At 37.9% G+C, this 26,063-nt stretch carries 26 protein-coding genes; all 26 read left to right on the plus strand.

Annotated features, from left to right (window positions below):
• The first annotated feature begins 49 nt into the window (after positions 1–49).
• Positions 50–640, plus strand: a complete 591-nt coding sequence (gene fapR / locus ACTDJC_RS04565) for a transcription factor FapR (RefSeq protein ID WP_098309771.1) — start codon at positions 50–52, stop codon at positions 638–640.
• Positions 637–1,629, plus strand: coding sequence for a phosphate acyltransferase PlsX (gene plsX / locus ACTDJC_RS04570; protein WP_253630217.1), 993 nt, complete (start codon positions 637–639; stop codon positions 1,627–1,629). Before fapR ends, plsX begins: the two co-directional genes overlap by 4 nt.
• A 15-nt stretch (positions 1,630–1,644) precedes the next feature.
• Positions 1,645–2,589 (plus strand): ACP S-malonyltransferase, encoded by a 945-nt coding sequence (fabD, locus tag ACTDJC_RS04575; RefSeq protein WP_440602728.1) that lies wholly within the window; start codon positions 1,645–1,647, stop codon positions 2,587–2,589.
• Positions 2,589–3,332, plus strand: a complete 744-nt coding sequence (fabG, locus tag ACTDJC_RS04580; protein WP_098309668.1) for a 3-oxoacyl-[acyl-carrier-protein] reductase — start codon at positions 2,589–2,591, stop codon at positions 3,330–3,332. The genes fabD and fabG overlap by 1 nt, the downstream gene beginning before the upstream one ends.
• 154 nt (positions 3,333–3,486) lie before the next feature.
• Entirely contained in the window at positions 3,487–3,720 is a 234-nt protein-coding gene (gene acpP, locus ACTDJC_RS04585; protein ID WP_098309669.1) for an acyl carrier protein, read from the plus strand.
• 60 nt (positions 3,721–3,780) lie between these two features.
• Positions 3,781–4,518, plus strand: a complete 738-nt coding sequence (rnc, locus tag ACTDJC_RS04590) for a ribonuclease III (protein WP_098309670.1) — start codon at positions 3,781–3,783, stop codon at positions 4,516–4,518.
• A gap of 66 nt (positions 4,519–4,584) precedes the next feature.
• Positions 4,585–8,154, plus strand: coding sequence for a chromosome segregation protein SMC (gene smc / locus ACTDJC_RS04595; protein ID WP_440602729.1), 3,570 nt, complete (start codon positions 4,585–4,587; stop codon positions 8,152–8,154).
• Between the two features lie 15 nt (positions 8,155–8,169).
• On the plus strand, positions 8,170–9,159 hold the full coding sequence (gene ftsY / locus ACTDJC_RS04600; RefSeq protein WP_098309671.1) for a signal recognition particle-docking protein FtsY: 990 nt from the start codon (positions 8,170–8,172) through the stop codon (positions 9,157–9,159).
• Between the two features lie 222 nt (positions 9,160–9,381).
• The gene (locus tag ACTDJC_RS04605) at positions 9,382–9,714 is read left to right on the plus strand and encodes a putative DNA-binding protein (protein ID WP_098309672.1); all 333 of its coding nucleotides are present in this window, start codon (positions 9,382–9,384) and stop codon (positions 9,712–9,714) included.
• A 12-nt stretch (positions 9,715–9,726) separates the two neighbouring features.
• On the plus strand, positions 9,727–11,076 hold the full coding sequence (gene ffh, locus ACTDJC_RS04610; protein ID WP_098309673.1) for a signal recognition particle protein: 1,350 nt from the start codon (positions 9,727–9,729) through the stop codon (positions 11,074–11,076).
• A gap of 101 nt (positions 11,077–11,177) precedes the next feature.
• Positions 11,178–11,450 (plus strand): 30S ribosomal protein S16, encoded by a 273-nt coding sequence (gene rpsP / locus ACTDJC_RS04615; RefSeq protein WP_090912726.1) that lies wholly within the window; start codon positions 11,178–11,180, stop codon positions 11,448–11,450.
• A 14-nt stretch (positions 11,451–11,464) separates the two neighbouring features.
• Entirely contained in the window at positions 11,465–11,692 is a 228-nt protein-coding gene (locus tag ACTDJC_RS04620) for a KH domain-containing protein (protein WP_429716121.1), read from the plus strand.
• Positions 11,693–11,812: 120 nt separating this feature from the next.
• Complete coding sequence (rimM, locus tag ACTDJC_RS04625; protein ID WP_440602730.1) at positions 11,813–12,328, plus strand: ribosome maturation factor RimM; 516 nt, start codon at positions 11,813–11,815, stop codon at positions 12,326–12,328.
• Entirely contained in the window at positions 12,328–13,062 is a 735-nt protein-coding gene (gene trmD, locus ACTDJC_RS04630; RefSeq protein WP_098309675.1) for a tRNA (guanosine(37)-N1)-methyltransferase TrmD, read from the plus strand. Before rimM ends, trmD begins: the two co-directional genes overlap by 1 nt.
• A 142-nt stretch (positions 13,063–13,204) precedes the next feature.
• Positions 13,205–13,549 carry a 50S ribosomal protein L19 gene (rplS, locus tag ACTDJC_RS04635; RefSeq protein ID WP_098309676.1) on the plus strand — a complete coding sequence of 115 codons (345 nt, stop codon included), beginning with the start codon at positions 13,205–13,207 and terminating at the stop codon, positions 13,547–13,549.
• Between the two features lie 99 nt (positions 13,550–13,648).
• Positions 13,649–14,200, plus strand: coding sequence for a signal peptidase I (gene lepB, locus ACTDJC_RS04640; protein WP_098309677.1), 552 nt, complete (start codon positions 13,649–13,651; stop codon positions 14,198–14,200).
• A gap of 22 nt (positions 14,201–14,222) precedes the next feature.
• Positions 14,223–15,086, plus strand: coding sequence for a ribosome biogenesis GTPase YlqF (ylqF, locus tag ACTDJC_RS04645; RefSeq protein WP_098309678.1), 864 nt, complete (start codon positions 14,223–14,225; stop codon positions 15,084–15,086).
• A gap of 302 nt (positions 15,087–15,388) precedes the next feature.
• On the plus strand, positions 15,389–16,165 hold the full coding sequence (locus ACTDJC_RS04650; protein ID WP_440602731.1) for a ribonuclease HII: 777 nt from the start codon (positions 15,389–15,391) through the stop codon (positions 16,163–16,165).
• Between the two features lie 192 nt (positions 16,166–16,357).
• Entirely contained in the window at positions 16,358–17,518 is a 1,161-nt protein-coding gene (sucC, locus tag ACTDJC_RS04655) for an ADP-forming succinate--CoA ligase subunit beta (protein WP_429707410.1), read from the plus strand.
• A gap of 20 nt (positions 17,519–17,538) precedes the next feature.
• A complete protein-coding gene (gene sucD / locus ACTDJC_RS04660; protein ID WP_098309681.1) occupies positions 17,539–18,441 on the plus strand; it encodes a succinate--CoA ligase subunit alpha in 903 nt (300 codons plus the stop codon).
• Between the two features lie 89 nt (positions 18,442–18,530).
• Complete coding sequence (gene dprA, locus ACTDJC_RS04665; RefSeq protein ID WP_440602732.1) at positions 18,531–19,403, plus strand: DNA-processing protein DprA; 873 nt, start codon at positions 18,531–18,533, stop codon at positions 19,401–19,403.
• 202 nt (positions 19,404–19,605) lie between these two features.
• Positions 19,606–21,684 carry a type I DNA topoisomerase gene (gene topA, locus ACTDJC_RS04670; protein ID WP_440602733.1) on the plus strand — a complete coding sequence of 693 codons (2,079 nt, stop codon included), beginning with the start codon at positions 19,606–19,608 and terminating at the stop codon, positions 21,682–21,684.
• Positions 21,685–21,735: 51 nt separating this feature from the next.
• Positions 21,736–23,040 (plus strand): FADH(2)-oxidizing methylenetetrahydrofolate--tRNA-(uracil(54)-C(5))-methyltransferase TrmFO, encoded by a 1,305-nt coding sequence (trmFO, locus tag ACTDJC_RS04675; protein WP_440602734.1) that lies wholly within the window; start codon positions 21,736–21,738, stop codon positions 23,038–23,040.
• Between the two features lie 65 nt (positions 23,041–23,105).
• Positions 23,106–24,011 carry a tyrosine recombinase XerC gene (gene xerC / locus ACTDJC_RS04680; protein WP_440602735.1) on the plus strand — a complete coding sequence of 302 codons (906 nt, stop codon included), beginning with the start codon at positions 23,106–23,108 and terminating at the stop codon, positions 24,009–24,011.
• Between the two features lie 44 nt (positions 24,012–24,055).
• Entirely contained in the window at positions 24,056–24,598 is a 543-nt protein-coding gene (gene hslV, locus ACTDJC_RS04685) for an ATP-dependent protease subunit HslV (protein WP_253630204.1), read from the plus strand.
• Positions 24,599–24,620: 22 nt separating this feature from the next.
• Positions 24,621–26,018 (plus strand): ATP-dependent protease ATPase subunit HslU, encoded by a 1,398-nt coding sequence (gene hslU / locus ACTDJC_RS04690; protein WP_440602736.1) that lies wholly within the window; start codon positions 24,621–24,623, stop codon positions 26,016–26,018.
• Positions 26,019–26,063: the final 45 nt, after the last annotated feature.

The following is a 26,063-nucleotide window of genomic DNA, read 5'->3' on the forward strand; positions in this document are numbered from 1 at the left end:
TGCTTATATACTACTGTTAGTACCTAGTCATAAAAATGGATGGTGCGGAATGAAAAAAAGAAGGAAAAAAGAAAGACAAGAGTTGTTACAACAAACAATAGAAGCAAATCCGTTTATTACGGATGAAGAATTAGCTGAACAATTTCAAGTGAGTATTCAAACAATTCGTCTTGATCGCATGGAATTATCAATTCCAGAATTAAGGGAACGGATTAAACATGTGGCAACGAAACAACATGAAGAAGATGTAAAATCCTTGCCCCTTGATGAAGTGGTAGGAGAAATTATTGATATAGAATTAGATAGACATGCGATTTCGATTTTTGAAGTGAAAGAGGAACATGTCTTTAAACGTAATCAAATTGCTCGTGGGCATCACTTATTTGCGCAAGCGAACTCATTAGCTGTTGCAGTTATTGATGAAGAATTAGCTTTAACTGCGAAGTCTACCATTCGATATATTCGTCCTGTAAAATTAGGAGAGCGTGTTGTTGCAAAAGCGCGTGTTGAAGATGTGGAGAATGATAAAGGACGGACGGTTGTCAAAGTGCAAAGTTTTGTTGGAGATGAACTTGTTTTTAAAGGCACTTTTGAAATGTATCGATCTAGTAATTATAGTGAGGAAGGTAACAACTTATGAGAATCGCAATAGATGCAATGGGTGGCGATCATGCGCCAAAATCTGTCGTGCTCGGAGCAATGAAAGCAATTAAACAATATTCAGATTTACATATTACACTAGTAGGAAAAGAAGACGAAATCCGCAAGTATTTAACAAGTGAAGAACGTATTACTGTGCTGCATACAGATGAAGTAATTGAAGGAACGGATGAGCCGGTACGAGCGGTACGTCGCAAAAAACAAGCTTCGATGGTACTTGCTGCGCAGCAAGTAAAAGAAGGTGCAGCTGATGCTTGTATTTCCGCAGGGAATACGGGGGCTCTTATGGCAGCTGGATTATTTGTAATTGGACGTATAGAAGGGATTGAGCGCCCAGCTCTTTCGCCTACTATGCCAACAGTAGATGGTAAAGGCTTTGTTATGTTAGATGTTGGAGCAAACGTCGATGCAAAAGCAATTCATTTATACCAATATGCTGTAATGGGGTCTGTATATGCAGAGAAAGTGAGAGGAATTGCTAATCCTCGCGTAGGTCTTTTAAATGTTGGAACTGAGGATGGAAAAGGAAACGAGCTTTCTAAGCAAGTTTTTGCAATGCTAAAAGATGCACCGATTAACTTTGTTGGAAATGTAGAATCACGAGACTTATTACAAGGTGTAGCTGATGTGGTTGTTTGTGATGGATTTACCGGAAATGTTGCCCTTAAAACGTTAGAGGGTACTGCACTTGCATTATTCTCGATGCTAAAAGAGCAATTAATGAGTTCGTTTACAAGTAAACTAGCGGCGGCGGTATTAAAACCAAAGCTTATGGTGTTAAAAGATAAAATGGATTATTCAGAGTATGGAGGAGCTGCTTTATTTGGATTGAAAGCTCCTGTCATCAAAGCGCATGGTTCTTCCAATGATCAATCGATTTTTAGCGCGATTCGTCAAACTAGAGAAATGGTAGCGAAGGAAGTTATTCCTACTATTACGAGTGTAATAGAGGAGGAGCCGCTTCAATAATGAGGAGGGTTTGAAATGGGAAAACTAGCATTTCTTTTTCCAGGACAAGGTTCACAGGCAGTTGGAATGGGAAAACAATTAGCAGAAAGTCATGAAGAGGTTGCGAAAGTATTTCATCAGGCTGATGAAATTTTAAAAGATTCTCTTTCATCACTTATTTTTGAGGGACCTCAAGAAACGTTGACGTTAACAACAAATGCACAACCAGCATTGTTAACGACAAGTATTGCAATTTTAAAGGCATTGGAGCAGTATGAGATTAAACCTGACTATGTTGCAGGACATAGTTTAGGTGAGTATAGTGCACTAGTAGCAGCGGGTGCTATGTCATTTGAAGATGGTGTATACGCTGTAAGAAAACGCGGTGAGTACATGGAAGAAGCTGTGCCAAATGGCGAAGGTGCAATGGCAGCTATTCTAGGAGCGGATCCGGATATGTTAAAGCAGGTGACTGAAGAGGTGACGCAGGAAGGATATGCTGTTCAAGTTGCGAATATGAATAGCACGAAGCAAATTGTCATTTCTGGTACAAAGCAAGGTGTGGAATTGGCTTCAGAAAGAGCGAAAGAAAATGGTGCGAAACGTGCAATTCCACTGCGCGTTAGCGGTCCGTTTCATTCATCGCTTATGAAACCAGCTGCTGAGAAGTTTCGTGGTGTATTAAATGAAATTTCAATTCACGATGTGAAGATTCCCGTTGTTGCAAATGTAACAGCAGATTGCATTACTCGTAAAGAGGATATTCAAGAAAAATTAATTGAACAACTCTATTCCCCTGTATTATGGTACCCATCCATTGAACGGATGGTAGAGCTTGGTGTGGATACATTTATTGAAATTGGGCCTGGGAAAGTTTTAGCTGGTCTTATGAAATCAATCGCTCCATCTGTGAAAGTATATGCAATATATGATGAAGAGACGATGAAGGATACCATTTCAAAACTGAGAGGAGAAGGCTAATGTTATTAAAAGATAAAGTCGTATTAGTAACGGGAGCATCTCGCGGAATCGGCCGTGCAATTGCATTAGATTTAGCAAAACAAGGTGCGAAAGTAGTTGTAAACTACGCAGGAAACGAATTAAAAGCAAATGAAGTTGTAGATGAGATTAAAAAATTAGGTTCAGAAGCAATTGCAGTAAAAGCAAATGTTGCTAGTAGCGAAGAAGTGACTGATATGGTAAAACAAACTGTGGATACATTTGGTCAAATTGATATTCTTGTCAATAACGCTGGTATTACAAAAGACAATTTATTAATGCGCATGAAAGAAGAAGAATGGGATGCTGTTATTAATACAAACTTAAAAGGTGTCTTTTTATGTACAAAAGCTGTATCTCGCTATATGATGCGTCAACGTCACGGTCGTATTATTAATATTGCCTCTGTTGTTGGTGTTACTGGAAACCCAGGACAAGCAAACTACGTTGCAGCAAAAGCGGGTGTAATTGGATTAACAAAAACTTCAGCAAAAGAGCTAGCAAGTCGTAATATCACAGTAAATGCAATTGCTCCTGGATTTATCGTAACAGATATGACAGATGTATTGGCGGAAGATGTGAAGAATGAAATGCTAAAATTAATCCCAATTGCAAAATTTGGAGAAGCAGAAGATATTTCAAATGCGGTTGCATTTTTAGCATCAGATGCGAGCCGTTATATCACTGGGCAAACACTTCATGTTGACGGCGGCATGGTGATGTAAAAGGAAAAACTACAGAAATAGGTTGATTTCATCTAGCTTTTCTGTACAATATTAAATATAATGGCTTGAGAAGATCGGAAAAATAGTGATCTAATTTATAGATAAATTTAAAAAAGTAATTGTTTGTCAATACTTTTAAAGGAGGTGAATGAATATGGCAGACGTTTTAGAGCGTGTAACGAAAATTATCGTAGATCGTCTAGGAGTAGACGAAACAGAGGTAACAACAGCTGCAAACTTTAAAGAAGATTTAGGTGCTGATTCTCTAGATGTAGTAGAACTTGTAATGCAACTAGAAGATGAGTTTGAAATGGAAATTTCTGATGAGGAAGCAGAAAAGATTGCTACTGTTGGCGATGCTGTGACTTACATAGAGAGTCATCTATAATGCTTGATGAAGTCCCGTTTATATACGGGGCTTTCTCAGCATATATATCTGGAGGGACCTATGCCGTACAGAAAGTATAGAGATAAGAAGTATGAAGCGAAATATCGCGAGGCTTTTAAAAAGTTTCAAGCGAAAATAGGTATTACATTTACAAATGAAAAATTGTTGATACAAGCATTTACGCATTCATCGTATGTGAATGAGCATCGGAAAAAGCCACATGAAGATAATGAGCGTCTTGAATTTCTTGGTGATGCGGTACTAGAACTGACGGTTTCGCAATATTTGTTTCAAAAATATCCGACAATGAGCGAGGGAGAATTAACAAAACTTCGCGCGGCTATTGTATGTGAACCTTCTCTCGTTCGTTTTGCGAATGAGCTGGTATTTGGTAATCTTGTCCTTTTAGGAAAAGGGGAAGAAATGACAGGAGGTCGCGAACGTCCAGCGTTATTAGCGGATGTCTTTGAAGCGTTTATTGGTGCACTTTACTTGGACCAAGGTTTAGACAAGGTATGGGGATTTTTAAAAACAGTTGTTTATCCGAAAATTAATGAAGGTGCTTTTTCTCATGTGATGGATTTTAAGAGTCAACTACAAGAATTAATTCAGCGTGATGGTAGCGGTAATATAGAATATCAAATTTTGCAAGAAAAAGGACCAGCCCATAATCGAGAGTTTGTATCGCGTGTTACATTAAACGGCGAAGCATTAGGGCTTGGAAGTGGAAAGTCTAAGAAAGAGGCAGAACAGCATGCTGCCCAAGAAGCGTTAGAAAAATTAAAAGAGCATTCATAGAGCATTCATAGAGAATCCCCCTTATACTTAGGGGGATTCCTTGTGCATAAAGGGGGAAGGCCTTTCGTGTTTTTAAAACGGTTAGAGATAGCAGGATTTAAATCTTTTGCAGAACGTGTATCGATTGACTTTGTACCAGGTGTAACGTCTGTAGTAGGTCCAAATGGAAGCGGAAAAAGTAACATTACAGATGCCATTCGTTGGGTACTTGGTGAGCAATCCGTAAAGTCGCTGCGCGGTGCGAAAATGGAAGATATTATTTTTTCGGGTAGTGATACACGTAAAGCGTTGAATGTTGCTGAGGTAACATTAACATTAAATAATGAGGATCAGCGTCTGCCGATTGAATATAACGAAGTAAGTGTAACAAGACGAGTATATCGTTCAGGAGATAGTGATTTTCTTATTAATAAACAACCTTGTCGTTTAAAAGATATTGTAGATTTATTCATGGACTCAGGTATGGGACGTGAAGCATTTTCTATTATCAGTCAGGGAAAAGTAGAAGAGATTTTAAGTAGTAAAGCGGAAGATCGCCGTAGTATTTTTGAAGAAGCAGCTGGTGTACTGAAATATAAAATCCGTAAAAAGAAAGCGGAAGGAAAATTAGCGGAGACGCAAGATAATTTAAATCGTGTAGAAGATATTATTCATGAATTGAGTGATCAAGTTGAACCTCTCGAAAGACAAGCTTCTATTGCAAAAGACTATCTTGAGAAAAAAGAAGAATTAGAAAAAGTTGAAGCGGCATTAATTGTGTATGAAATTGAAGAGTTACATGAAAAATGGGAAGCGCTTCGCGAGCAATTTAAACATAACAAAGATGAAGAAGTGAAATTATCAGCACATCTTCAAAAAAATGAAGCGGATTTAGAAGAAGTGCGTGGAAATGTACAAGCCATTGATGAATCTGTTCAATCTTTGCAAGAGGTTCTTCTTCTTTCTAGTAAAGAACTTGAAAAATTAGAAGGACAACGCGAGCTGCTGAAAGAAAGAAAGCACAATGCAACAACACATTGTGCACAGTTAGAAGCACTCATTCATGAATTAACAGATAAAGTTTCTGCATATGAAGGCAGTGTTGCGCAAGGAACAGACGAATTAATGAAATTAGCAAATCATGTGAAAGAGTTAGAACAGAAACTGCATGATAATGAAAGATTGTTGTCTACATATGTACAAAATTTAGATGAGCAAATTGAGTATTTAAAAGGTGATTATATTGAACTTTTAAATCAACAGGCAAGTTATCGAAATGAACTTTCTATGTTAGAGGAACAATTTAAACAAAGAGATTTCAAAAACCAGCGTCTTGACGAAGAAAATGAAAAATATGTGCAGATGGGCATAGAAATTGCACAGAAAAAATCAACGTTCGTTGAAAAATATGAACATATAAAAGAGCAAATTACAAATCTGCTGTCAAATATGAAGCAAACGGACATTGCACTTGGGAAATGTAAAGAACAATATAGTGAAAATGAGAGCAAATTGTATCAAGCATATCAATACGTTCAGCAAGCGCGTTCTCGTAAAGAAATGCTTGAAGAAATGCAAGAGGATTATTCAGGATTTTATCAAGGAGTCCGTGAAGTATTAAAGGCACGTGATAGCCAGTTGCATGGTATTGAAGGTGCAGTTGCAGAACTTCTTACTGTACCGAAAAAGTACGAAGTGGCAATGGAAATTGCGCTTGGAGCAGCAATGCAGCATGTTGTTGTACAAACAGAAGAACATGCGCGCCGAGCAATTGCATTTTTAAAGCAAAATCGTCATGGACGTGCGACCTTTTTACCGCAAAGTGTAATTAAAGGGAGAGCACTTAGGACAGAGCAGCTTCGGATTGTAAACCAGCACTCATCATTTATAGGAGTAGCTTCAGAGCTTGTGCAGTACAATAATAAATATGAAAATGTTATTACAAATTTATTAGGTACGGTAATTGTCGCTCATGATTTAAAAGGAGCGAATGAATTAGCAAAGCAGCTACAATATCGTTATCGTATTGTTACATTAGAAGGCGACCTTGTAAATCCAGGGGGTTCAATGACGGGTGGTGCTGTGAAGCAAACGAATTCATCTTTATTAGGACGCCAACGTGAGTTAGAAGAGTGGAACGAAAAGTTGACAGATATGGAAGAAAAGACGGCGAAGCTAGAAAGCTATGTCAAAGAGCTAAAACAAGAAATACAAGAAAAAGAAGTGCAGATGAAAGAACTTCGACAAAGCGTCGATGAAAAGCGTGTAGATGAACAAGCATGTAAAGAAGAGATTAATCAGTTAGAACTAGAAGAGCATCGCATTAATGAACGCTTATCTATTTATGATTTAGAGCTAGAAGGATTTTTGCAAGATCAAGTGAAGATACAAGGGCGGAAAACAGAGCTAGAAAAAACGCTTACAGAGCTGCAAGAAAAAATTATGCAGCTTGATACAACAATTAAAGAATTAACAAAGCAAAAGAGTGAGCAACATTCTTCGAAAGAAAAAGTGCAGATAGAAATTACGGAGTTAAAAGTGCAAGTAGCTGAAAAGCAACAACGATTATCAAATCAAAAAGAGACAGTAGACCGCCTCACAAAAGAACAAGATGAGACGAAAAAGAATCTTATAAAGACAAAAGAAGATTTAGCATTCTTGAAACAAGAAATGACATCGAATTCCAGTGGTGAAGAGCAAATTACAAGTATGATTCAAAAGAAAACCCACGATCGAAATCAAACTGTTGAATTAATTAGCTCACGCCGTGAACAACGTCTGGATTTACAAGGGCGACTAGAATATTTAGATTTAGAAGTAAAAGAAGCGAAACGTCAGCATAAATATTTGCTTGATGTATTAAAAGATGAAGAAGTAAAAATAAATCGTTTAGACGTGGAGCTAGAAAACCGCTTGCAGCACTTACAAGAAACGTATACCATTTCTTTTGAAGCGGCGAAACAAAAGTATACGATGACAATGTCTGGTGATGAAGCTCGTAAAAAAGTGAAATTAATTAAATTATCCATTGAAGAACTTGGGACAGTAAACTTAGGTTCAATTGATGAATACGAGCGCGTATCTGAGCGTCATACGTTCTTATTAGAGCAGCGTGATGATTTGGAAGAGGCGAAAACAACACTGCATCAAGTAATTGACGAGATGGATGAGGAAATGAAAAAACGCTTTTCTTATACATTCCAAGCAATTCGTACAGAATTCCAGTTTGTGTTTAGTGAATTATTTGGCGGAGGGCGCGCGGATTTAGTTATGACAAACCCGCAAGATTTATTAAATACAGGAATTGATATTGTTGCACAGCCACCAGGAAAGAAATTGCAAAATTTAGGTCTTCTTTCTGGAGGAGAACGAGCATTAACAGCAATTGCATTGCTGTTTAGTATTTTAAAAGTTCGTCCTGTACCGTTTTGTGTACTTGATGAGGTTGAAGCAGCGCTGGATGAAGCGAACGTTGCTCGTTTTGCGCAGTACTTGAGAAAGTTTAGTGATGAAACACAATTTATAGTTATTACACATCGAAAAGGAACAATGGAAGAATCAGATGTACTATATGGTGTAACGATGCAGGAATCTGGCGTTTCCAAGCTTGTATCCGTTCGTTTAGATGACGGAGCAGAAGTTGTGACAAGTGAATAGAAAGGATGGGAAAGAATGAGCTTTTTTAAAAAATTAAAAGAAAAAATTTCAAAACAAACAGATACGGTATCAGAGAAGTTTAAACAAGGTTTAGAGAAAACGAGAAATTCTTTTGCTGAAAAGGTAAATGACTTAGTATATCGTTATCGTAAAGTTGACGAAGATTTCTTCGAAGAGTTAGAAGAAATTTTAATTGGTGCGGATGTGGGTGTGTCCACAGTAATGGAATTAATTGACCAATTAAGAGATGAAGTGAAACGTCGTAATATCCAGGACCCAAGAGAAGTACAAGCTGTTATCTCTGAAAAACTAATTGAGATTTACAAAGGAGACGGTAACTTTAATAATGAGTTAAATGTACAAGATAACGCCTTGACAGTTATTTTATTTGTTGGGGTAAACGGTGTTGGGAAAACAACGACGATTGGAAAAATGGCACATAAATTTAAAGCAGACGGCAAGTCTGTATTATTGGCAGCTGGCGATACATTCCGTGCTGGTGCGATTGAACAGCTAGAAGTATGGGGAGAACGTGTTGGTGTAGATGTAATTAAACAAGGATCAGGTTCGGATCCAGCAGCTGTTATGTACGATGCAATTCAGGCTGCAAAATCACGAAAAGTTGATGTATTGTTATGCGATACAGCAGGCCGTTTGCAAAACAAAGTTAATTTAATGAAAGAGTTAGAGAAAGTAAAACGTGTAATCGAACGTGAAGTTCCTGGAGCTCCTCATGAAGTATTACTTGTCATTGATGCAACAACAGGACAAAATGGTTTAAGTCAAGCGAAGACATTCCGCGAGGCGACAAATGTAACAGGCATTGTCCTAACGAAATTAGACGGAACTGCTAAAGGTGGAATTGTATTAGCAATTCGTAATGAGATGGATGTACCGGTGAAATTTGTCGGCCTTGGAGAACAAATGGATGATTTACAAGCATTTGATCCAGAACAATATGTATATGGACTATTTGCAGACTTTGTAGAAACAGAAGTGGAATAAAGCAAGGTTTTTATTAGTGATAGACTTTATCTGCTACTAATAGTTTATTGAATTTACGTATATCTAAGTAGAAAATGTTTTTGGTAAAAAATAAGAGGCGGTGCTTGCCGCTTCTTATTTTTAAATTTAAATAAGATGTTAAGAAAAAAACTTGACACACTTTTGCTCTCCATGTAAACTAATTCATGTAAAGGTAATTCACTTAACAAAGGGTGATTCAACATGCTCGAAAAAACAACGAGAATGAATTATTTATTTGATTTTTATCATTCGTTGTTAACGCCAAAACAAAGAAGTTATATGTCACTTTACTATCTTGATGATCTATCGCTTGGTGAAATTGCAGAAGAATTTGAAGTGAGCCGCCAAGCAGTGTATGATAACATTAAACGGACAGAAGCGATGCTTGAAGAATATGAAGAAAAGTTATTGTTACTTCAAAAGTTTCAAGAAAGGCAGCAACTTGTTGCAAAGTTAAAGCAGCTAATCAGCGAAGAAGAGCATGTAGATGAACAAGTGAAACAAGTTGTTGAAGCTATCGAAAATTTAGATTAGGAGGGCGGCAATATGGCATTTGAAGGATTAGCCGACCGACTTCAACAGACAATGCAAAAAATTCGCGGCAAAGGGAAAGTAACTGAAGCCGACGTAAAAGAAATGATGAGAGAAGTTCGTCTTGCTCTTTTAGAGGCAGACGTTAACTTTAAAGTAGTAAAAGATTTTGTTAAGCGTGTGTCTGAACGTTCTGTCGGACAAGATGTAATGAAAAGTTTAACACCTGGACAGCAAGTTATTAAAGTAGTACAGGAAGAACTTACAGAATTAATGGGTGGGGAGCAGAGTAAAATTGCAGTCTCTAACCGTCCGCCAACTGTTATTATGATGGTTGGTTTGCAAGGTGCAGGTAAAACGACGACAACAGGTAAGCTTGCGAATTTGCTTCGTAAAAAGCATAATCGTAAACCGATGTTGGTCGCGGCTGATATTTATCGCCCAGCAGCAATTAAACAGCTTGAAACACTCGGTAAGCAATTGGATATGCCGGTTTTCTCTTTAGGCGACAAGGTAAGTCCTGTTGAAATTGCCAAGCAAGCGATTGCGAAAGCTAAAGAAGATCACCATGATTATGTTCTTATTGATACAGCAGGCCGTCTGCATATTGATGAGGAGCTCATGGATGAATTAGCACAAGTTAAAGAAGTAGCCAATCCGGATGAAATTTTCCTTGTTGTTGATGCAATGACAGGACAAGATGCGGTAAATGTGGCTCAAAGTTTCCATGAACAGCTTGGTTTAACAGGTGTCGTGTTAACAAAATTAGATGGTGATACGCGCGGAGGTGCAGCACTATCTATTAAAGCTGTTACAAACACACCGATTAAATTTGCTGGTATGGGTGAGAAATTAGATGCATTAGAGGTATTTCATCCAGAACGTATGGCATCTCGTATTTTAGGTATGGGTGATGTTCTGACGTTAATTGAAAAGGCGCAGGCGACAGTTGATGAAGAAAAAGCAAGAGAACTTGAGCAAAAAATGCGTACACTTTCCTTTACGTTGGACGATTTTCTAGAGCAATTAGGACAAGTGCGTCAATTGGGACCGCTTGATGAACTTCTTAATATGCTTCCTGGTGCCGGGAAAATTAAAGGATTAAAAAATGTCCAAGTTGATGAAAAGCAAATTGGACACATTGAAGCGATTATTCGCTCAATGACGAAATTAGAGCGTGAACAACCGGAAATGATTAACGCCAGTCGTAAAAAACGTATCGCTAAAGGTAGCGGTACAACTGTACAAGAGATCAATCGTCTTTTGAAACAATTTGAAGATATGAAAAAGATGATGAAAACGATGTCTGGTATGCAAAAAGGTAAGAAAAAAGGACTAGGTGGCATGAAGTTTCCATTTATGTAAGGAAAAAAAGATGGCTCTGTTAAGAAATTTTACTTTACAAAGGGTCACTCTTTTTGCTAATATTATTATCTGTGTGAAATATATTCGGAGGTGCTTTATAAATGGCAGTTAAAATTCGTTTAAAACGTATGGGAGCTAAAAAATCTCCTTTCTATCGTGTAGTTGTTGCAGATTCTCGTTCTCCTCGTGACGGACGTTTCATCGAGGAAATTGGAACTTACAATCCAGTTGCTCAACCAGCTGAAGTTAAAATCAACGAAGAAGCAGCATTAAAATGGTTAGGAAACGGTGCGAAACCATCTGATACAGTTCGTAACCTGTTCTCTAAACAAGGTATCATGGAGAAATTCCACTTATCTAAACAAGGTAAGTAATTCGAACAATGGCTATGGCAGGGTTAATCGAAACAATTGTTAAACCCCTTGTGGATCATCCTGAAGATGTAAAGGTTACACAGGAACTGTACAACGGAGAGATGAAGTATCGATTAATCGTACATCCTGAGGATGTGGGTAAAGTCATTGGGAAACAAGGGCGAGTTGCAAAAGCAATTCGAACGATCTTATATGCAGCGGGACATCATCAAAATGAGAAAGTAACGCTGGAAATTCAATAAGCATAAAAAGGGCGAGGATCTGTTCCTCACCCTTTTTTAACATTTTAAGATAAATCGCATCTTCAGCATAGAGAATGGAGATGCTAACGACATATAACAAACAGGGGTGACGTGCTGTTTATGACAAAATGGTTTAATGTAGGGAAAATTGTAAATACTCACGGTGTTAGAGGAGAATTGCGTGTAATTTCACGTACAGATTTTCCGGAAGAGCGTTATAAAGTAGGAAACACATTATACATATGGCAAGAGAAAGGGACTGAGCCACTGGCTGTAAAGGTAACTTCTCATCGTCAGCATAAATCTTTTGATTTACTGACTTTTGAAGGTTATAACAATGTAAATGAAGTAGAGCAATTGAAAGGCTCTTTATTAAAAGTTCCAGAGGAGCAGCTTGGAGAATTGGCTGAAGGAGAGTATTATTATCACGAAATTATTGGTTGTACCGTTGTAACAGAAGACGGAGAAACAATTGGTACAATTAAAGAAATTCTTTCTCCTGGCGCAAACGATGTTTGGGTTATCAAACAACCAAAAGGTCAAGATGTATTAATCCCATATATCGAGGAAGTTGTCTTACAAGTAAACATGGATGAAAAGCTTGTAACAATTCAAGTAATGGAAGGATTACTGTAATGAAAATCGATATTTTAACATTGTTTCCAGAAATGTTCACAGGTGTTTTTGGTTCTTCTATATTAAAAAAAGCACAAGAAAAAGAAGCTGTGCAACTAAGAGTTGTGAACTTCCGTGATTATTCAACCAATAAACATAATAGTGTCGATGACTACCCGTATGGCGGGGGAGCGGGGATGGTGTTAACACCACAGCCGATTTTTGATGCGGTAGAACAGTTAACGAAGGAAACAGAGCGTAAACCACGTATTGTGTTAATGTGTCCGCAAGGAGAGCGTTTTACGCAAAAGAAAGCTGAAGAGTTAGCGAAAGAAGAACATATAATTTTTGTTTGTGGTCATTATGAAGGGTATGATGAGCGTGTTCGCGAGCACCTTGTAACAGATGAAATTTCAATAGGAGATTATGTATTAACAGGCGGAGAACTGGCATCTATGGTTATTACAGATAGTGTTGTCCGTCTATTGCCTGATGTCCTAGGAAATCAACAATCACAAATAGAAGATTCATTTAGTACAGGCTTACTCGAACACCCGCATTATACAAGACCAGCGGATTTTCGTGGAATGAAAGTACCAGATGTACTTACGTCTGGTAATCATAAATATATTGAAGAATGGCGTCATAAAGAATCACTTCGTCGTACGTATATGCGCCGCCCTGATTTATTAGAGGAACGTAGTTTATCAAAACAAGAAGAAAAATGGTTGGCGGAATTGAAAGAAGAGAAGTAAAAAAATGCTATTGCAACAGAACGAGCAATATGCTATTATAACACTTGTGCTACTTATAGAGAGTAGCCGTTAACAACGGTGTTCCGCTGTAATTTATGAAATGACTTTGCAAGAGCATCTGTTTGGAAGGAGAGAATTGAATATGCAACAATTAATCGCAGACATTACAAAAAATCAATTAAAAACTGATTTACCTTCATTCCGTCCTGGTGACACTTTACGCGTACACGTAAAAGTAGTAGAGGGTACTCGTGAGAGAATTCAGATTTTTGAAGGTGTTGTAATTAAACGTCGTGGTGGCGGAATTAGCGAAACATTCACAGTTCGTAAGATTTCTTACGGTGTAGGTGTTGAACGTACATTCCCAGTTCACACGCCAAGAATCGCGAAAATCGAAGTACTTCGCCGTGGTAAAGTACGTCGTGCTAAGTTATACTACTTACGCAACCTTCGCGGTAAAAAAGCACGTATTAAAGAAATTCGATAAGACATGTATGGGAGCTTGTATTTGCAAGCTCCCTTTTTCCAATCTAGCTTTATTTTTGCTCGTATACAAACAGCTTACATAATTGTGGAGGGGAACCGCATGACGAAACAAAAAAGTACACTTTGGGAATGGATAAAAGCCATTTTAATCGCTGTTGTCTTAGCTTGGATTATTAGACAGTTTTTCTTTGCTCCGATTCTTGTAGATGGTGTATCTATGTCACCAACTCTTCATGATCGTGATCGAATGATTGTCAACAAAATTGGGTACCACATTAGCGAACCAAAACGCTTTGATATTATTGTGTTTCAAGCAACGGAAGATAAAGATTACATTAAACGTGTCATTGGTTTGCCAGGTGATCAGGTAGAATATCGAAACGACACACTCTATATTAACGGAAAGCCGTATGAAGAGCCGTATTTAGCTGAGGAAAAAAAGCAGCTTTCTGAAGGTCCGCTAACATATGATTTTAAGCTTGAAGAAATTACAGGGAAGACAACGGTTCCTGAAGGAGAATTATTTGTATTAGGAGACAATCGCCGTTTTAGTAAAGATAGTCGTACAATTGGAACAATTTCAATAGACCAAGTGATTGGGAAAGCTAATATGTTATATTGGCCATTAAAAGATGCTCGTATTGTAAAATGAACGTAGAAAAGAAGGTGGAAATATGGTAATTCAATGGTTTCCAGGTCATATGGCCAAAGCGAGGCGGCAAGTAACAGAAAAGTTAAAATTAATCGATGTTGTAATTGAACTTGTTGATGCAAGATTGCCATTATCATCACGAAATCCGATGATTGATGAAATTATTACGCATAAGCCAAGGCTTGTCGTTTTAAATAAAGCGGATATGGCAGATGATCGTGTAACAAAGGAATGGATTGCGTATTTTGAGGGAAAAGGTCATAAAGCAATTTCTATTAACGCGCAAGCTGGACAAGGTATGAAAGAAATTACAGCAGCATGTAAGGAACTGGTGAAAGAAAAGTTTGATAAGATGGTTGCAAAAGGTATTAAACCGCGAGCAATTCGCGCTTTAATTGTTGGTATTCCGAACGTTGGAAAATCAACATTAATTAATAAATTAGCAAAGAAAAATATTGCGAAAACAGGCGATCGTCCAGGTGTAACAACGGCCCAGCAGTGGATTAAAGTAGGAAAAGAAATGGAATTACTAGATACGCCGGGTATTTTGTGGCCGAAATTTGAAGATGAAATGGTTGGGCTTCGTCTTGCGACGACTGGTGCGATTAAAGATTCTATTTTAAATTTACAAGATGTGGCTGTATATGCACTTCGGTTTATGGAGAAACAGTATCCAGAACGTTTGAAAGAGCGTTATAAGTTAAATGACATCCCAGAAGATATTGTGGAACTATTTGATGCAATTGGAAAGAATAGAGGCTGTTTAATGGGTGGAGGACTTGTTGATTATGACAAGACATCAGAACTTGTTCTTCGTGAGCTTCGTGGTGGTAAACTTGGAAAAATGACATTTGAAACACCAGAAGAAATAATAGAAGAAGCATAAAGTGAAATTTTCATCAGTGGGGATTTTCTTTATCTCCCCCTGATGAAAAGCTCTCACCAATCGGGCTTATATCCCCCGCTTATCTTCTTCGCTACTCTCTGAATCTTGCGGGGGATATTATACTGCCCGTTAGTGCGGGATAAAGCTAGATTTCTAGTTGGTTCGTTTCATTCATTTAATTTTTACTGGTAGTTATTTTAAACCCGGTGTCTTTCGTTCTTCTGAATACAGAGATAATATTAAACGGGAAAGAAAAAGGCGCGCTTTTGCACGCCTTTTCTTATTTGGAGGAGGAACTGTGTATGTCTAAAAAACAAACAATTCAAGAAATAGAAGAGCTATTGCAAGAAATTGTACAAGAAGACGACGAACGTTTTGCTATGCTATTAGCAGACGAACGAAAAGGTGTGCAAAGACTCATTATAAAATGGAAAAAACAACAAGGGGATAAAGAAAAAGAAAAACAAAAATTTATTGAGATGTCAATTTATGAAGGTGCGCTCCGGCAAAGAGGGATTGTATCTATTGCTGGTATTGATGAAGTGGGAAGAGGACCGTTAGCGGGGCCTGTTGTTGCTGCTGCTGTTGTGCTTCCAGAAGATTTCTATATACCAGGTTTAAATGATTCGAAAAAGCTGAGTGAGGCGAAGCGTGAGCGGTTTTATGGTGAAATTCAAGAGAAGGCATTAGCAATCGGGATTGGGATTATACCACCTAATGTAATCGATGAAATAAATATTTACCAAGCGACGAAACAAGCGATGCTGGATGCTGTTGCAAATTTATCTTGTACACCAGAGCATTTGCTAATAGATGCGATGGAACTTCCGGCTTCAATCCCTCAAACGTCCATTATTAAAGGAGATGCGAAAAGCATTTCTATTTCGGCTGCATCTGTAATTGCGAAAGTAACGCGTGATCGCATGATGAAGGAGCTTGGAAAACGATATCCGCAGTATGGATTCGAGCAACATATGGGTTATGGAACGAAACAGCATTTACAAGCGATTGAAACTTATGGTGTGTTAGATGAGCATCGAAAAACGTTTGCTCCAATTAAAGATATGATTAAAGAATAAGCTGTAATCTACAGCTTATTCTTTATTTTTGTATATTAACATTACTATTTTCAAAAAAAGAATAAAGCGATTTCAGTTTTCTGACACTTTATTGTAGACAGCGTGGCAATCATTTTATACAATGGCAATGTAGTGTTTAAAAACATTAAAAAACTTTTCGAGTAAAACAGGAAAATAGGGGAGGATGGGACCATGAATATCCACGAGTATCAGGGGAAAGAAGTCCTTAGAAACTATGGGGTAAGCGTTCCGAACGGGAAGGTTGCCTTTACAGTAGAAGAAGCTGTAGAAGCAGCGAAAGAATTAGGAACGAGTGTATGTGTAGTAAAAGCACAAATTCATGCTGGCGGACGCGGCAAAGCCGGCGGTGTAAAAGTAGCAAAGAACTTAGATGAAGTTCGTACATATGCAGAGGAAATTCTAGGGAAAACGCTTGTAACTCATCAAACAGGTCCTGAAGGTAAAGAAGTAAAGCGCTTACTTATCGAAGAAGGATGCGACATTAAAAAAGAATATTATGTTGGTCTTGTATTAGATCGTGCAACTTCTCAAGTTGTGTTAATGGCGTCTGAAGAAGGCGGCACAGAAATTGAAGAAGTAGCAGAGAAAACACCAGAAAAAATCTTTAAAGAATATATTGATCCTGCGGTAGGCTTGCAAGGCTTCCAAGCACGTCGTATTGCATTTAATATCAATATTCCAAATCAGCTTGTTGGACAAGCTGTTAAGTTTATGATGGGCTTATACCGTGCGTTTATTGAAAAAGACTGCTCTATTGCAGAAATTAACCCGCTTGTTACAACAGGTGACGGAAAAGTTATGGCGTTAGATGCAAAATTAAACTTCGATTCTAATGCTTTATATCGTCATAAAGATATTTTAGAACTTCGTGATCTTGATGAGGAAGATCCAAAAGAAGTGGAAGCTTCTAAATATGACTTAAACTATATTTCATTAGATGGAAATATTGGTTGTATGGTAAATGGTGCAGGACTTGCGATGGCAACGATGGATATTATTAAACATTATAACGGAGATCCAGCTAACTTCTTAGATGTTGGTGGCGGTGCTACAGCTGAAAAAGTTACAGAAGCTTTCAAAATTATTCTTTCTGACAAAAATGTAAAAGGTATTTTTGTTAACATTTTCGGTGGAATTATGAAATGTGATGTAATTGCGGAAGGTGTTATCGAGGCAACAAAACAAGTAGGCCTTGAATTACCACTTGTTGTTCGTCTTGAAGGTACTAATGTAGAGTTAGGAAAGAAAATTTTAAATGAATCTGGTTTAAATATTGTTGCAGCAGAATCTATGGCAGACGGTGCACAAAAAATTGTTTCACTAGTAGGCTAATAGAAAGCGGGGGAGAAAAAATGAGCGTATTAGTTAATAAAGATACAAAAGTTATTGTACAAGGTATTACAGGTTCTCAAGGTTTATTCCACACAAAGCAAATGATTGAATATGGTACAAAAATCGTCGGTGGTGTAACGCCTGGTAAAGGTGGTACTGAAATCGAAGGTGTACCAGTATTTAATACAGTAGAAGACGCTGTAAAAGCAACAGGTGCAAACGCTTCTGTTGTATACGTTCCACCTGCTTTTGCTGCGGATGCAATTATGGAAGCTGTTGATGCAGAGCTTGATTTAGTAGTATGTATCACAGAAGGTATCCCTGTATTGGATATGGTAAATGTTAAGAAATACATGCAAGGTAAGAAAACACGTCTCCTTGGACCAAACTGCCCAGGTGTTATTACGCCAGATGAGTGTAAGATTGGTATTATGCCAGGATACATTCATAAAAAAGGTCATGTAGGTATCGTATCTCGTTCAGGTACGTTAACATATGAAGCTGTACATCAATTAACACAAGAAGGAATCGGCCAATCAACTGCAGTAGGTATCGGTGGTGACCCTGTAAATGGTACAAATTTCATCGATGCATTAAAAGCATTCAATGAAGATGAAGAGACACATGCTGTTATTATGATTGGTGAAATTGGTGGAACAGCAGAAGAAGAAGCTGCTGAGTGGGTAAAAGCGAACATGACGAAACCTGTTGTTGGCTTTATTGGCGGTCAAACAGCACCTCCAGGAAAACGCATGGGCCATGCTGGTGCGATTATTTCTGGCGGTAAAGGTACAGCTGCTGAAAAGATTAAAACGATGGAAGCTTGCGGTATTAAAGTTGCTGAAACACCAGCTGTTATGGGTGAAACTTTAATTTCTGTTTTAAAAGAAAAAGGTTTATTTGAAACTTGTAAAAATTATTAATAGTTTAGAAAGACACCTTCTGTAAAAGAGGGTGTCTTTTATACCTCTGATTGTTTACATAATATTAATTATGGGTAAGGAGAATGAATATGAAACGTGAAAGATTGTTACATCTTCATTACTATTTGGCGGATCAGTGGAAAGTACTCCGGCGTTTACTATCTATCGACCCTCAGTTAACCGATATTTATTCCTTTCAAGCTCCTCAAATTGAAAAACGTCTTGGGCTGTCTATGCAAAAAGCCTCTGCACTTGTTTCGTATCTTCAAAAAACGTCTCCTTCTTTCTATATTCAAAAATTACAAGATGAACACATTTTTTATATAACGATATGGGATGATGACTATCCGAGTTTATTGCGCGAAATTCCTGATCCTCCGTTTGTTTTATATGGAAAGGGAAGAAAAGAATTGCTACAATGGACAAAAAAATTAGCCGTTGTGGGAACGAGAAATCCGTCTTTATACGGAAAAGGAAGCATACAATCTATTTTACAACCGCTTATGAAAAATGAATGGTTAATTGTGAGTGGGCTTGCAAGTGGTATCGATTCAATTGCGCATGAAATTGCAGTAGAGCACCGCTTTGCGACAATTGCAGTATTAGGACACGGCTTACAATATATGTATCCAAAAAAGAATCAATCTTTTTATGAAAAATGGAAAGAACAAATCGTACTTGTAACGGAGTATCCCCCGCATTATGCACCGCAAAAATGGTATTTTCCAAGGCGAAACCGTATTATAAGTGGACTTTGTCAAGGTGTTCTCGTGGTAGAGGCGAATGCTCGGAGTGGTTCTCTTATTACAGCGGACTTTGCTTTAGAACAAAATAGAGAAGTATTTGCCTTACCAGGTCCTAACTATATTGAGAGTGCTGTGGGAACGAATCAGCTCATCCAACAAGGAGCGAAATTAGTTCAATGTGCAAAAGATGTGATAGAAGAACTTTCAAATTGCTAGTATATTTTATATTTTTATTAAACAATTATTGACAAATAGTAGATTGTCACTGTATGTTATATTCATTGTTGATTGACAAAAACGAGAGAAATCAATAATATTAGTCAATAATCCATCCAAAAAAGTTTTCAGAACTTTGAGGAAGGAGCATTTGTGTGAATAAAGATGAAGACCTGAATCCACCTCTTAAGGAGGCACTAGCATGTCAGATTACCTTGTAATCGTGGAGTCGCCTTCTAAGGCGAAAACCATTGAAAAATATTTAGGGAAAAAATACAAAGTAATTGCGTCTATGGGCCATGTTCGCGATTTACCTAAAAGCCAAATGGGAATAGAAGTGAAAAACAATTTTACCCCAAAATATATTACCATTCGTGGTAAAGGGCCTGTTTTAAAAGATTTGAAGACAGCAGCAAAAAAAGCAAAAAAAGTCTATCTCGCAGCCGATCCAGATCGTGAGGGAGAAGCGATTGCTTGGCATTTAGCAAATACGCTGAATGTAGATATAGAGTCAGATTGCCGTGTTGTATTCAATGAAATTACAAAAGATGCCATTAAAGAATCCTTTAAACATCCTCGTGCGATTAATATGGATTTAGTGGATGCACAGCAAGCAAGACGCGTGCTTGACCGACTTGTTGGTTATAATATTAGTCCTTTATTATGGAAGAAAGTAAAAAAAGGATTAAGTGCAGGGCGTGTGCAGTCTGTTGCAGTACGCTTAATTATAGATCGCGAAAAAGAAATTCAAGCGTTTATACCAGAAGAATTCTGGACGATTAAAACTGAATTTGTAAAAGGGAAAGAGACGTTTGAAGCATCCTTCTATGGAATAAATGGGGAAAAAGTAGAATTAACAAATGAACAACAAGTAAATGAAATCATTGAAAAAATGCAAGAAAATGCATTTTCGGTTGAAAGTGTAACGAGAAAAGAACGAAAACGTAATCCTGCATTACCATTTACGACATCTTCTCTGCAACAAGAAGCTGCGAGAAAATTAAATATGCGAGCAAAGAAAACGATGATGCTTGCACAGCAGCTTTATGAAGGTATTGATATTGGAAAGCAAGGGACGGTCGGATTAATTACATATATGAGAACAGATTCAACGAGAATTTCAGAAACAGCGCAACAAGAAGCACGTTCTTATATTGAAGAAGCGTTTGGGGCAGACTACATAGGGACACAAAAAAAGAAAGAGTCGAAAAATGCAAAGGCACAAGATGCGCATGAAGCGGTTCGACCTTCATCTGTCTTGCGTAAACCAGATGAATTAAAAAGCTATTTGAGCCGTGACCAATATCGTTTATATAAACTGATTTGGGAGCGATTTGTTGCAAGTCAGATGGCATCTGCTATAATGGATACCGTTACAGCTACATTGATAAACAATTCTGTTCAATTTCGTGCAAATGGATCTGTTGTGAAATTCCCGGGATTTATGAAGGTATATGTGGAAACAAAAGATGATGGAGCAGAAGAGAAGGATAGAATGTTACCTAAGTTAGACATAGGAGAAACAGTCTTTTCTAAAGATGTCGAACCGAAACAACATTTCACTCAGCCCCCACCGCGTTATACAGAGGCGCGTTTAGTAAAGACGTTAGAGGAACTTGGAATTGGTAGACCATCTACATATGTACCGACGCTAGAAACGATTCAAAAACGCGGATATGTAGGGTTAGACAATAAGCGATTTATTCCAACTGAGCTTGGCGAAATTGTAATTGAACTTATTTTAGAGTTTTTCCCAGAAATTATTAATATCGAGTTTACAGCTAATATGGAGCAAAATCTTGATGAAATAGAAGAGGGAAATGCAAATTGGGTACAAATTGTTGATGATTTCTACAAAGAGTTTGAACCGCGTTTAGAGAAAGCGGAGAAAGAAATGCGCGAAGTAGAAATTAAAGATGAGCCTGCCGGAGAAGATTGTGAGCTGTGCGGTAACCCAATGGTCTTCAAAATGGGGAAATTCGGAAAGTTTATGGCTTGTTCTAATTTCCCGGATTGCCGAAATACAAAACCGATTGTTAAAGAAATCGGTGTTACATGTCCGAAGTGTGACGAAGGACAAATTATTGAACGACGAAGTAATAAAAAGAAACGTCTTTTTTACGGCTGCGGCACATATCCAGAGTGCGACTTTGTTTCTTGGGATAAGCCAATTGGTCGGAAATGTCCAAAGTGCGAAGGGATGCTTGTTGAGAAGAAGTTGAAAAAAGGCGTTCAAGTACAGTGTATTTCTTGTGATTATGAAGAAGAACAACAAATGTGAGCCTACCAGCTCACATTTTTTTCGGGAAATGAAAAAAGAAAGGTGAGACAAATGACAACACAAGTAGTAAACGTAATTGGTGCAGGTCTTGCAGGAAGCGAAGCAGCTTATCAAATCGCAAAGCGCGGTGTTCAAGTAAGATTATATGAAATGAGACCAGTAAAACAAACACCAGCTCATCATACAGATAAATTTGCTGAGCTTGTATGTAGTAACTCGCTTCGTGCAAATACATTAACAAATGCGGTTGGTGTAATTAAAGAAGAGATGCGCCGTATGGATTCTGTTATTATTCGTGCAGCAGATGAGTGTTCTGTACCAGCGGGCGGTGCTTTAGCTGTAGACCGTCATGAATTTGCGGCGAAGGTAACGGAATATGTGAAAAATCATCCGAACGTAACGGTAATGAATGAGGAAATTACAGAAATTCCAGAAGGACCTACTGTAATTGCAACAGGACCGCTTACTTCACCAGCGCTATCAGCACAACTAAAAGAGCTAACGGGTGAGGATTATTTTTACTTCTATGATGCGGCGGCACCTATTGTGGAAAAAGAAAGCATTGATATGGAGAAAGTATATTTAAAATCTCGTTATGATAAAGGTGAAGCAGCATATTTAAACTGTCCTATGACAGAAGAAGAATTTAACCGTTTTTATGATGCGTTAATTGCTGCGGAAACAGTGCCATTAAAAGAATTTGAGAAGGAAGTTTTCTTTGAAGGGTGTATGCCTGTAGAAGTAATGGCAAACCGCGGCCGACAAACATTACTATTTGGACCGATGAAACCAGTTGGATTAGAAGATCCGAAAACAGGGAAAACACCGTATGCGGTTGTTCAATTACGTCAAGATGATGCGGCAGGAACATTATACAATATTGTTGGTTTCCAAACACACTTAAAGTGGGGGCCGCAAAAAGAAGTGTTACAATTAATTCCTGGACTAGAAAATGCAGAGATTGTACGTTATGGTGTGATGCATCGTAATACATTTATCAATTCGCCAAAATTACTTCGTCCGACATACCAATATAAAAATCGAAATGATTTATTCTTTGCTGGACAAATGACTGGAGTAGAGGGATATGTAGAATCAGCCGCTTCAGGCTTATTGGCAGGTATAAATGCAGCTCGCTTTGTGAAAGGTGAAGAGCCGGTTGTTTTACCGCCAGTAACAGCAATGGGGAGTATGGCAAATTACATTACAACGACAAATGTGAAAAACTTCCAACCGATGAACGCGAATTTCGGATTGTTTGCACCGCTAGAAAAGAAAATCAAGAAGAAGCAAGAACGTAACGAAGCGTATGCAAATCGCGCTTTAGAAACAATTCAAAATTTTGTAAATATTTAGTCAAATTTCTTGCAAAGGCTACTAAATTGTGATACGATTTAGTAGCCTTTATTGAGGTGAAGAGTATGGATGAACATGTGAATAAAATGTTACAATTATTCGTCGGATATTTACAAATTGAAAGAAATTATTCAAAATATACAGTTGAAAGTTATCAGAATGATTTAGAACATTTTGTGCAATTTATGAAGCGAGAAGGTATTTCCTCTTTTGTGGATATTACGTATGTTGATGTTCGTTTATATTTAACAACTTTGCATAATGAAAAGTTAGCAAGGAAATCTGTAGCGCGCAAAATCTCGAGTTTACGAAGTTTGTACCGTTTTTTGATGCGTGAAGGATATCGGGAAGATAATCCATTTGCACTTGCGTCACTCCCTAAAAAAGAGTGGTCAATCCCAAAATTTTTGTACGTTGAAGAATTAGAGCAGTTATTTGAAGTTTCTGATACTGACAAGCCGTTAGGACAGCGAGATCAGGCTTTATTGGAGCTCATGTATGCGACGGGTATTCGTGTCAGTGAATGTGTGAAGCTTCAACTTACCGATATTGATTTTTCAATTGGGACGATTTTGGTGATGGGGAAAGGGAAGAAACAGCGCTATGTTCCCTTTGGGAGTTATGCACAAGATGCTTTACTAACTTACATAGAAAATGGGAGAAAACGATTAGAGAAAAAATCGGAGAAACACTCCCAAATGGTGTTTTTAAATGCGAAAGGGACACCGTTAACAGATCGTGGTGTTCGATATATTTTAAATGAACTAATAAAAAAAACTTCCCTTACAATGCATATAAGCCCTCATATGTTAAGACATACATTTGCGACTCATATGTTAAATGAAGGGGCAGACTTACGAACTGTACAAGAGCTATTAGGGCATGAAAATTTATCGGCAACACAAATTTATACGCATGTCTCAAAGGAAAGGTTGCGTTCTGTTTACATGATGCATCATCCTCGCGCATAAATTGCTTTTAAAAGCTATAAAAACAAATAAAGGAGTTTTTTTCTATGGGAAATTTCCATGCTACAACGATATTTGCAATTCACCATAATGGAGAATGTGCAATGGCTGGTGACGGGCAAGTTACGCTTGGAAATGCTGTTGTTATGAAGCATACAGCTCGTAAAGTGCGAAAGTTATTTCACGGTAAAGTGTTAGCTGGTTTTGCGGGTTCTGTCGCAGATGCTTTTACGCTTTTTGAGATGTTCGAAGGGAAGCTTGAAGAATACAACGGTAATTTGCAGCGAGCTGCTGTAGAAATGGCAAAGCAGTGGCGGGGAGATAAAATGCTTCGCCAATTAGAGGCAATGTTAATCGTTATGGACAAAAATACGTTATTACTTGTTTCGGGAACAGGTGAAGTGATTGAACCTGATGATGGCATTTTAGCGATTGGATCTGGTGGGCATTATGCACTTGCAGCAGGTCGTGCTTTAAAACAGCATGCGGGTGCTCATTTTACAGCAAGAGAAATTGCGAAAGCAAGTTTAGAAATCGCTAGTAATATTTGTGTATATACGAACGAAAATATTATTGTGGAAGAATTGTAGAACTGTAAGGGAGGCATTTTATATGCATTTACATTTTACTCCGCGACAAATTGTAGAGAAGCTAGATCAATATATTATTGGCCAAAAAGATGCGAAGAAAGCGGTTGCGGTAGCGCTCCGAAATCGTTATCGCCGCAGTAAATTAGCAGAAGAACTTCGCGATGAAATTGCACCCAAAAACATTTTAATGATTGGGCCGACTGGGGTCGGGAAAACAGAAGTGGCGAGACGAATTGCAAAGCTTGTCGGTGCTCCTTTTATTAAAGTAGAGGCGACAAAATTTACAGAAGTAGGCTATGTTGGTCGTGATGTTGAATCTATGATTCGTGATCTTGTGGAAACTTCTGTTCGAATTGTGAAAGAAGAGAAAATGGTTCATGTTAAGGATAAAGCGGAAGAGCAAGCGAATCAGCGAATTGTTGAAATTTTAGTACCGTATAAACAAAAAGAATCAGGATTTAAAAATCCGTTAGAAATGTTATTTGGTGGGTATCAAAATCAAAATACAACTTCAGCGTCGGAACAGCAGGATGAGCGGGAAATTGAACAGAAACGAAAAGAAGTAGAAAAACAGCTTGCTGCAGGTTTACTAGAAGATGAAGCGATTACAATCGAAGTGACAGAACAACAATCATCTATGTTTGATATGCTTCAAGGTACAGGGATGGAACAAATGGGCATGAATTTTCAAGATGCGCTTGGAAGTTTTATGCCGAAAAAAACGAAGAAACGTAAACTTTCTGTAAAAGAAGCGAGAAAAGTCTTGACAAATGAAGAGGCACAGCGCTTAATTGATATGGATGAAGTTACACAAGAGGCTGTTTATCGTGCTGAACAGCTTGGAATTATTTTTATTGATGAGATTGACAAAATTGCTGGTAAACAATCGAATAGCGTTGATGTATCACGTGAAGGCGTGCAACGGGATATCTTACCGATTGTGGAAGGATCGACTGTTGTGACAAAGTATGGACCGATAAGAACGGATTACGTTTTATTTATTGCAGCGGGCGCTTTTCATATGTCAAAGCCGTCAGATTTAATTCCAGAACTACAAGGAAGATTCCCGATTCGAGTAGAGTTAACGAAATTGTCAGCAGATGATTTTGTGAAAATCCTTGTAGAGCCAGATAATGCTTTAGTAAAACAATATATGGCATTATTGGAAACGGAAGGTATAGAAATTGAATTTTCTGACGAAGCTATTCGTAAGATTGCCGAGATTGCCTATCAAGTCAATCAAGATACAGATAATATTGGAGCAAGAAGGCTTCATACCATTATGGAAAAACTTCTTGAAGATTTATCGTTTGAAGCATCTGAAATTACGTTAGAAAAGGTAACGATAACACCTCAGTATGTAGAGGAAAAGTTAGCGACGATTGCTAAAAATAAAGATGTGAGCCAGTTTATTTTGTAATAGTATCATCAGGTGACTCGCCCTAGTTTCCAAGAGAGTAAAAGT

The organism is Bacillus sp. GB_SG_008, assembly GCF_052038115.1.
GTDB lineage: Bacteria > Bacillota > Bacilli > Bacillales > Bacillaceae_G > Bacillus_A > Bacillus_A rhizoplanae.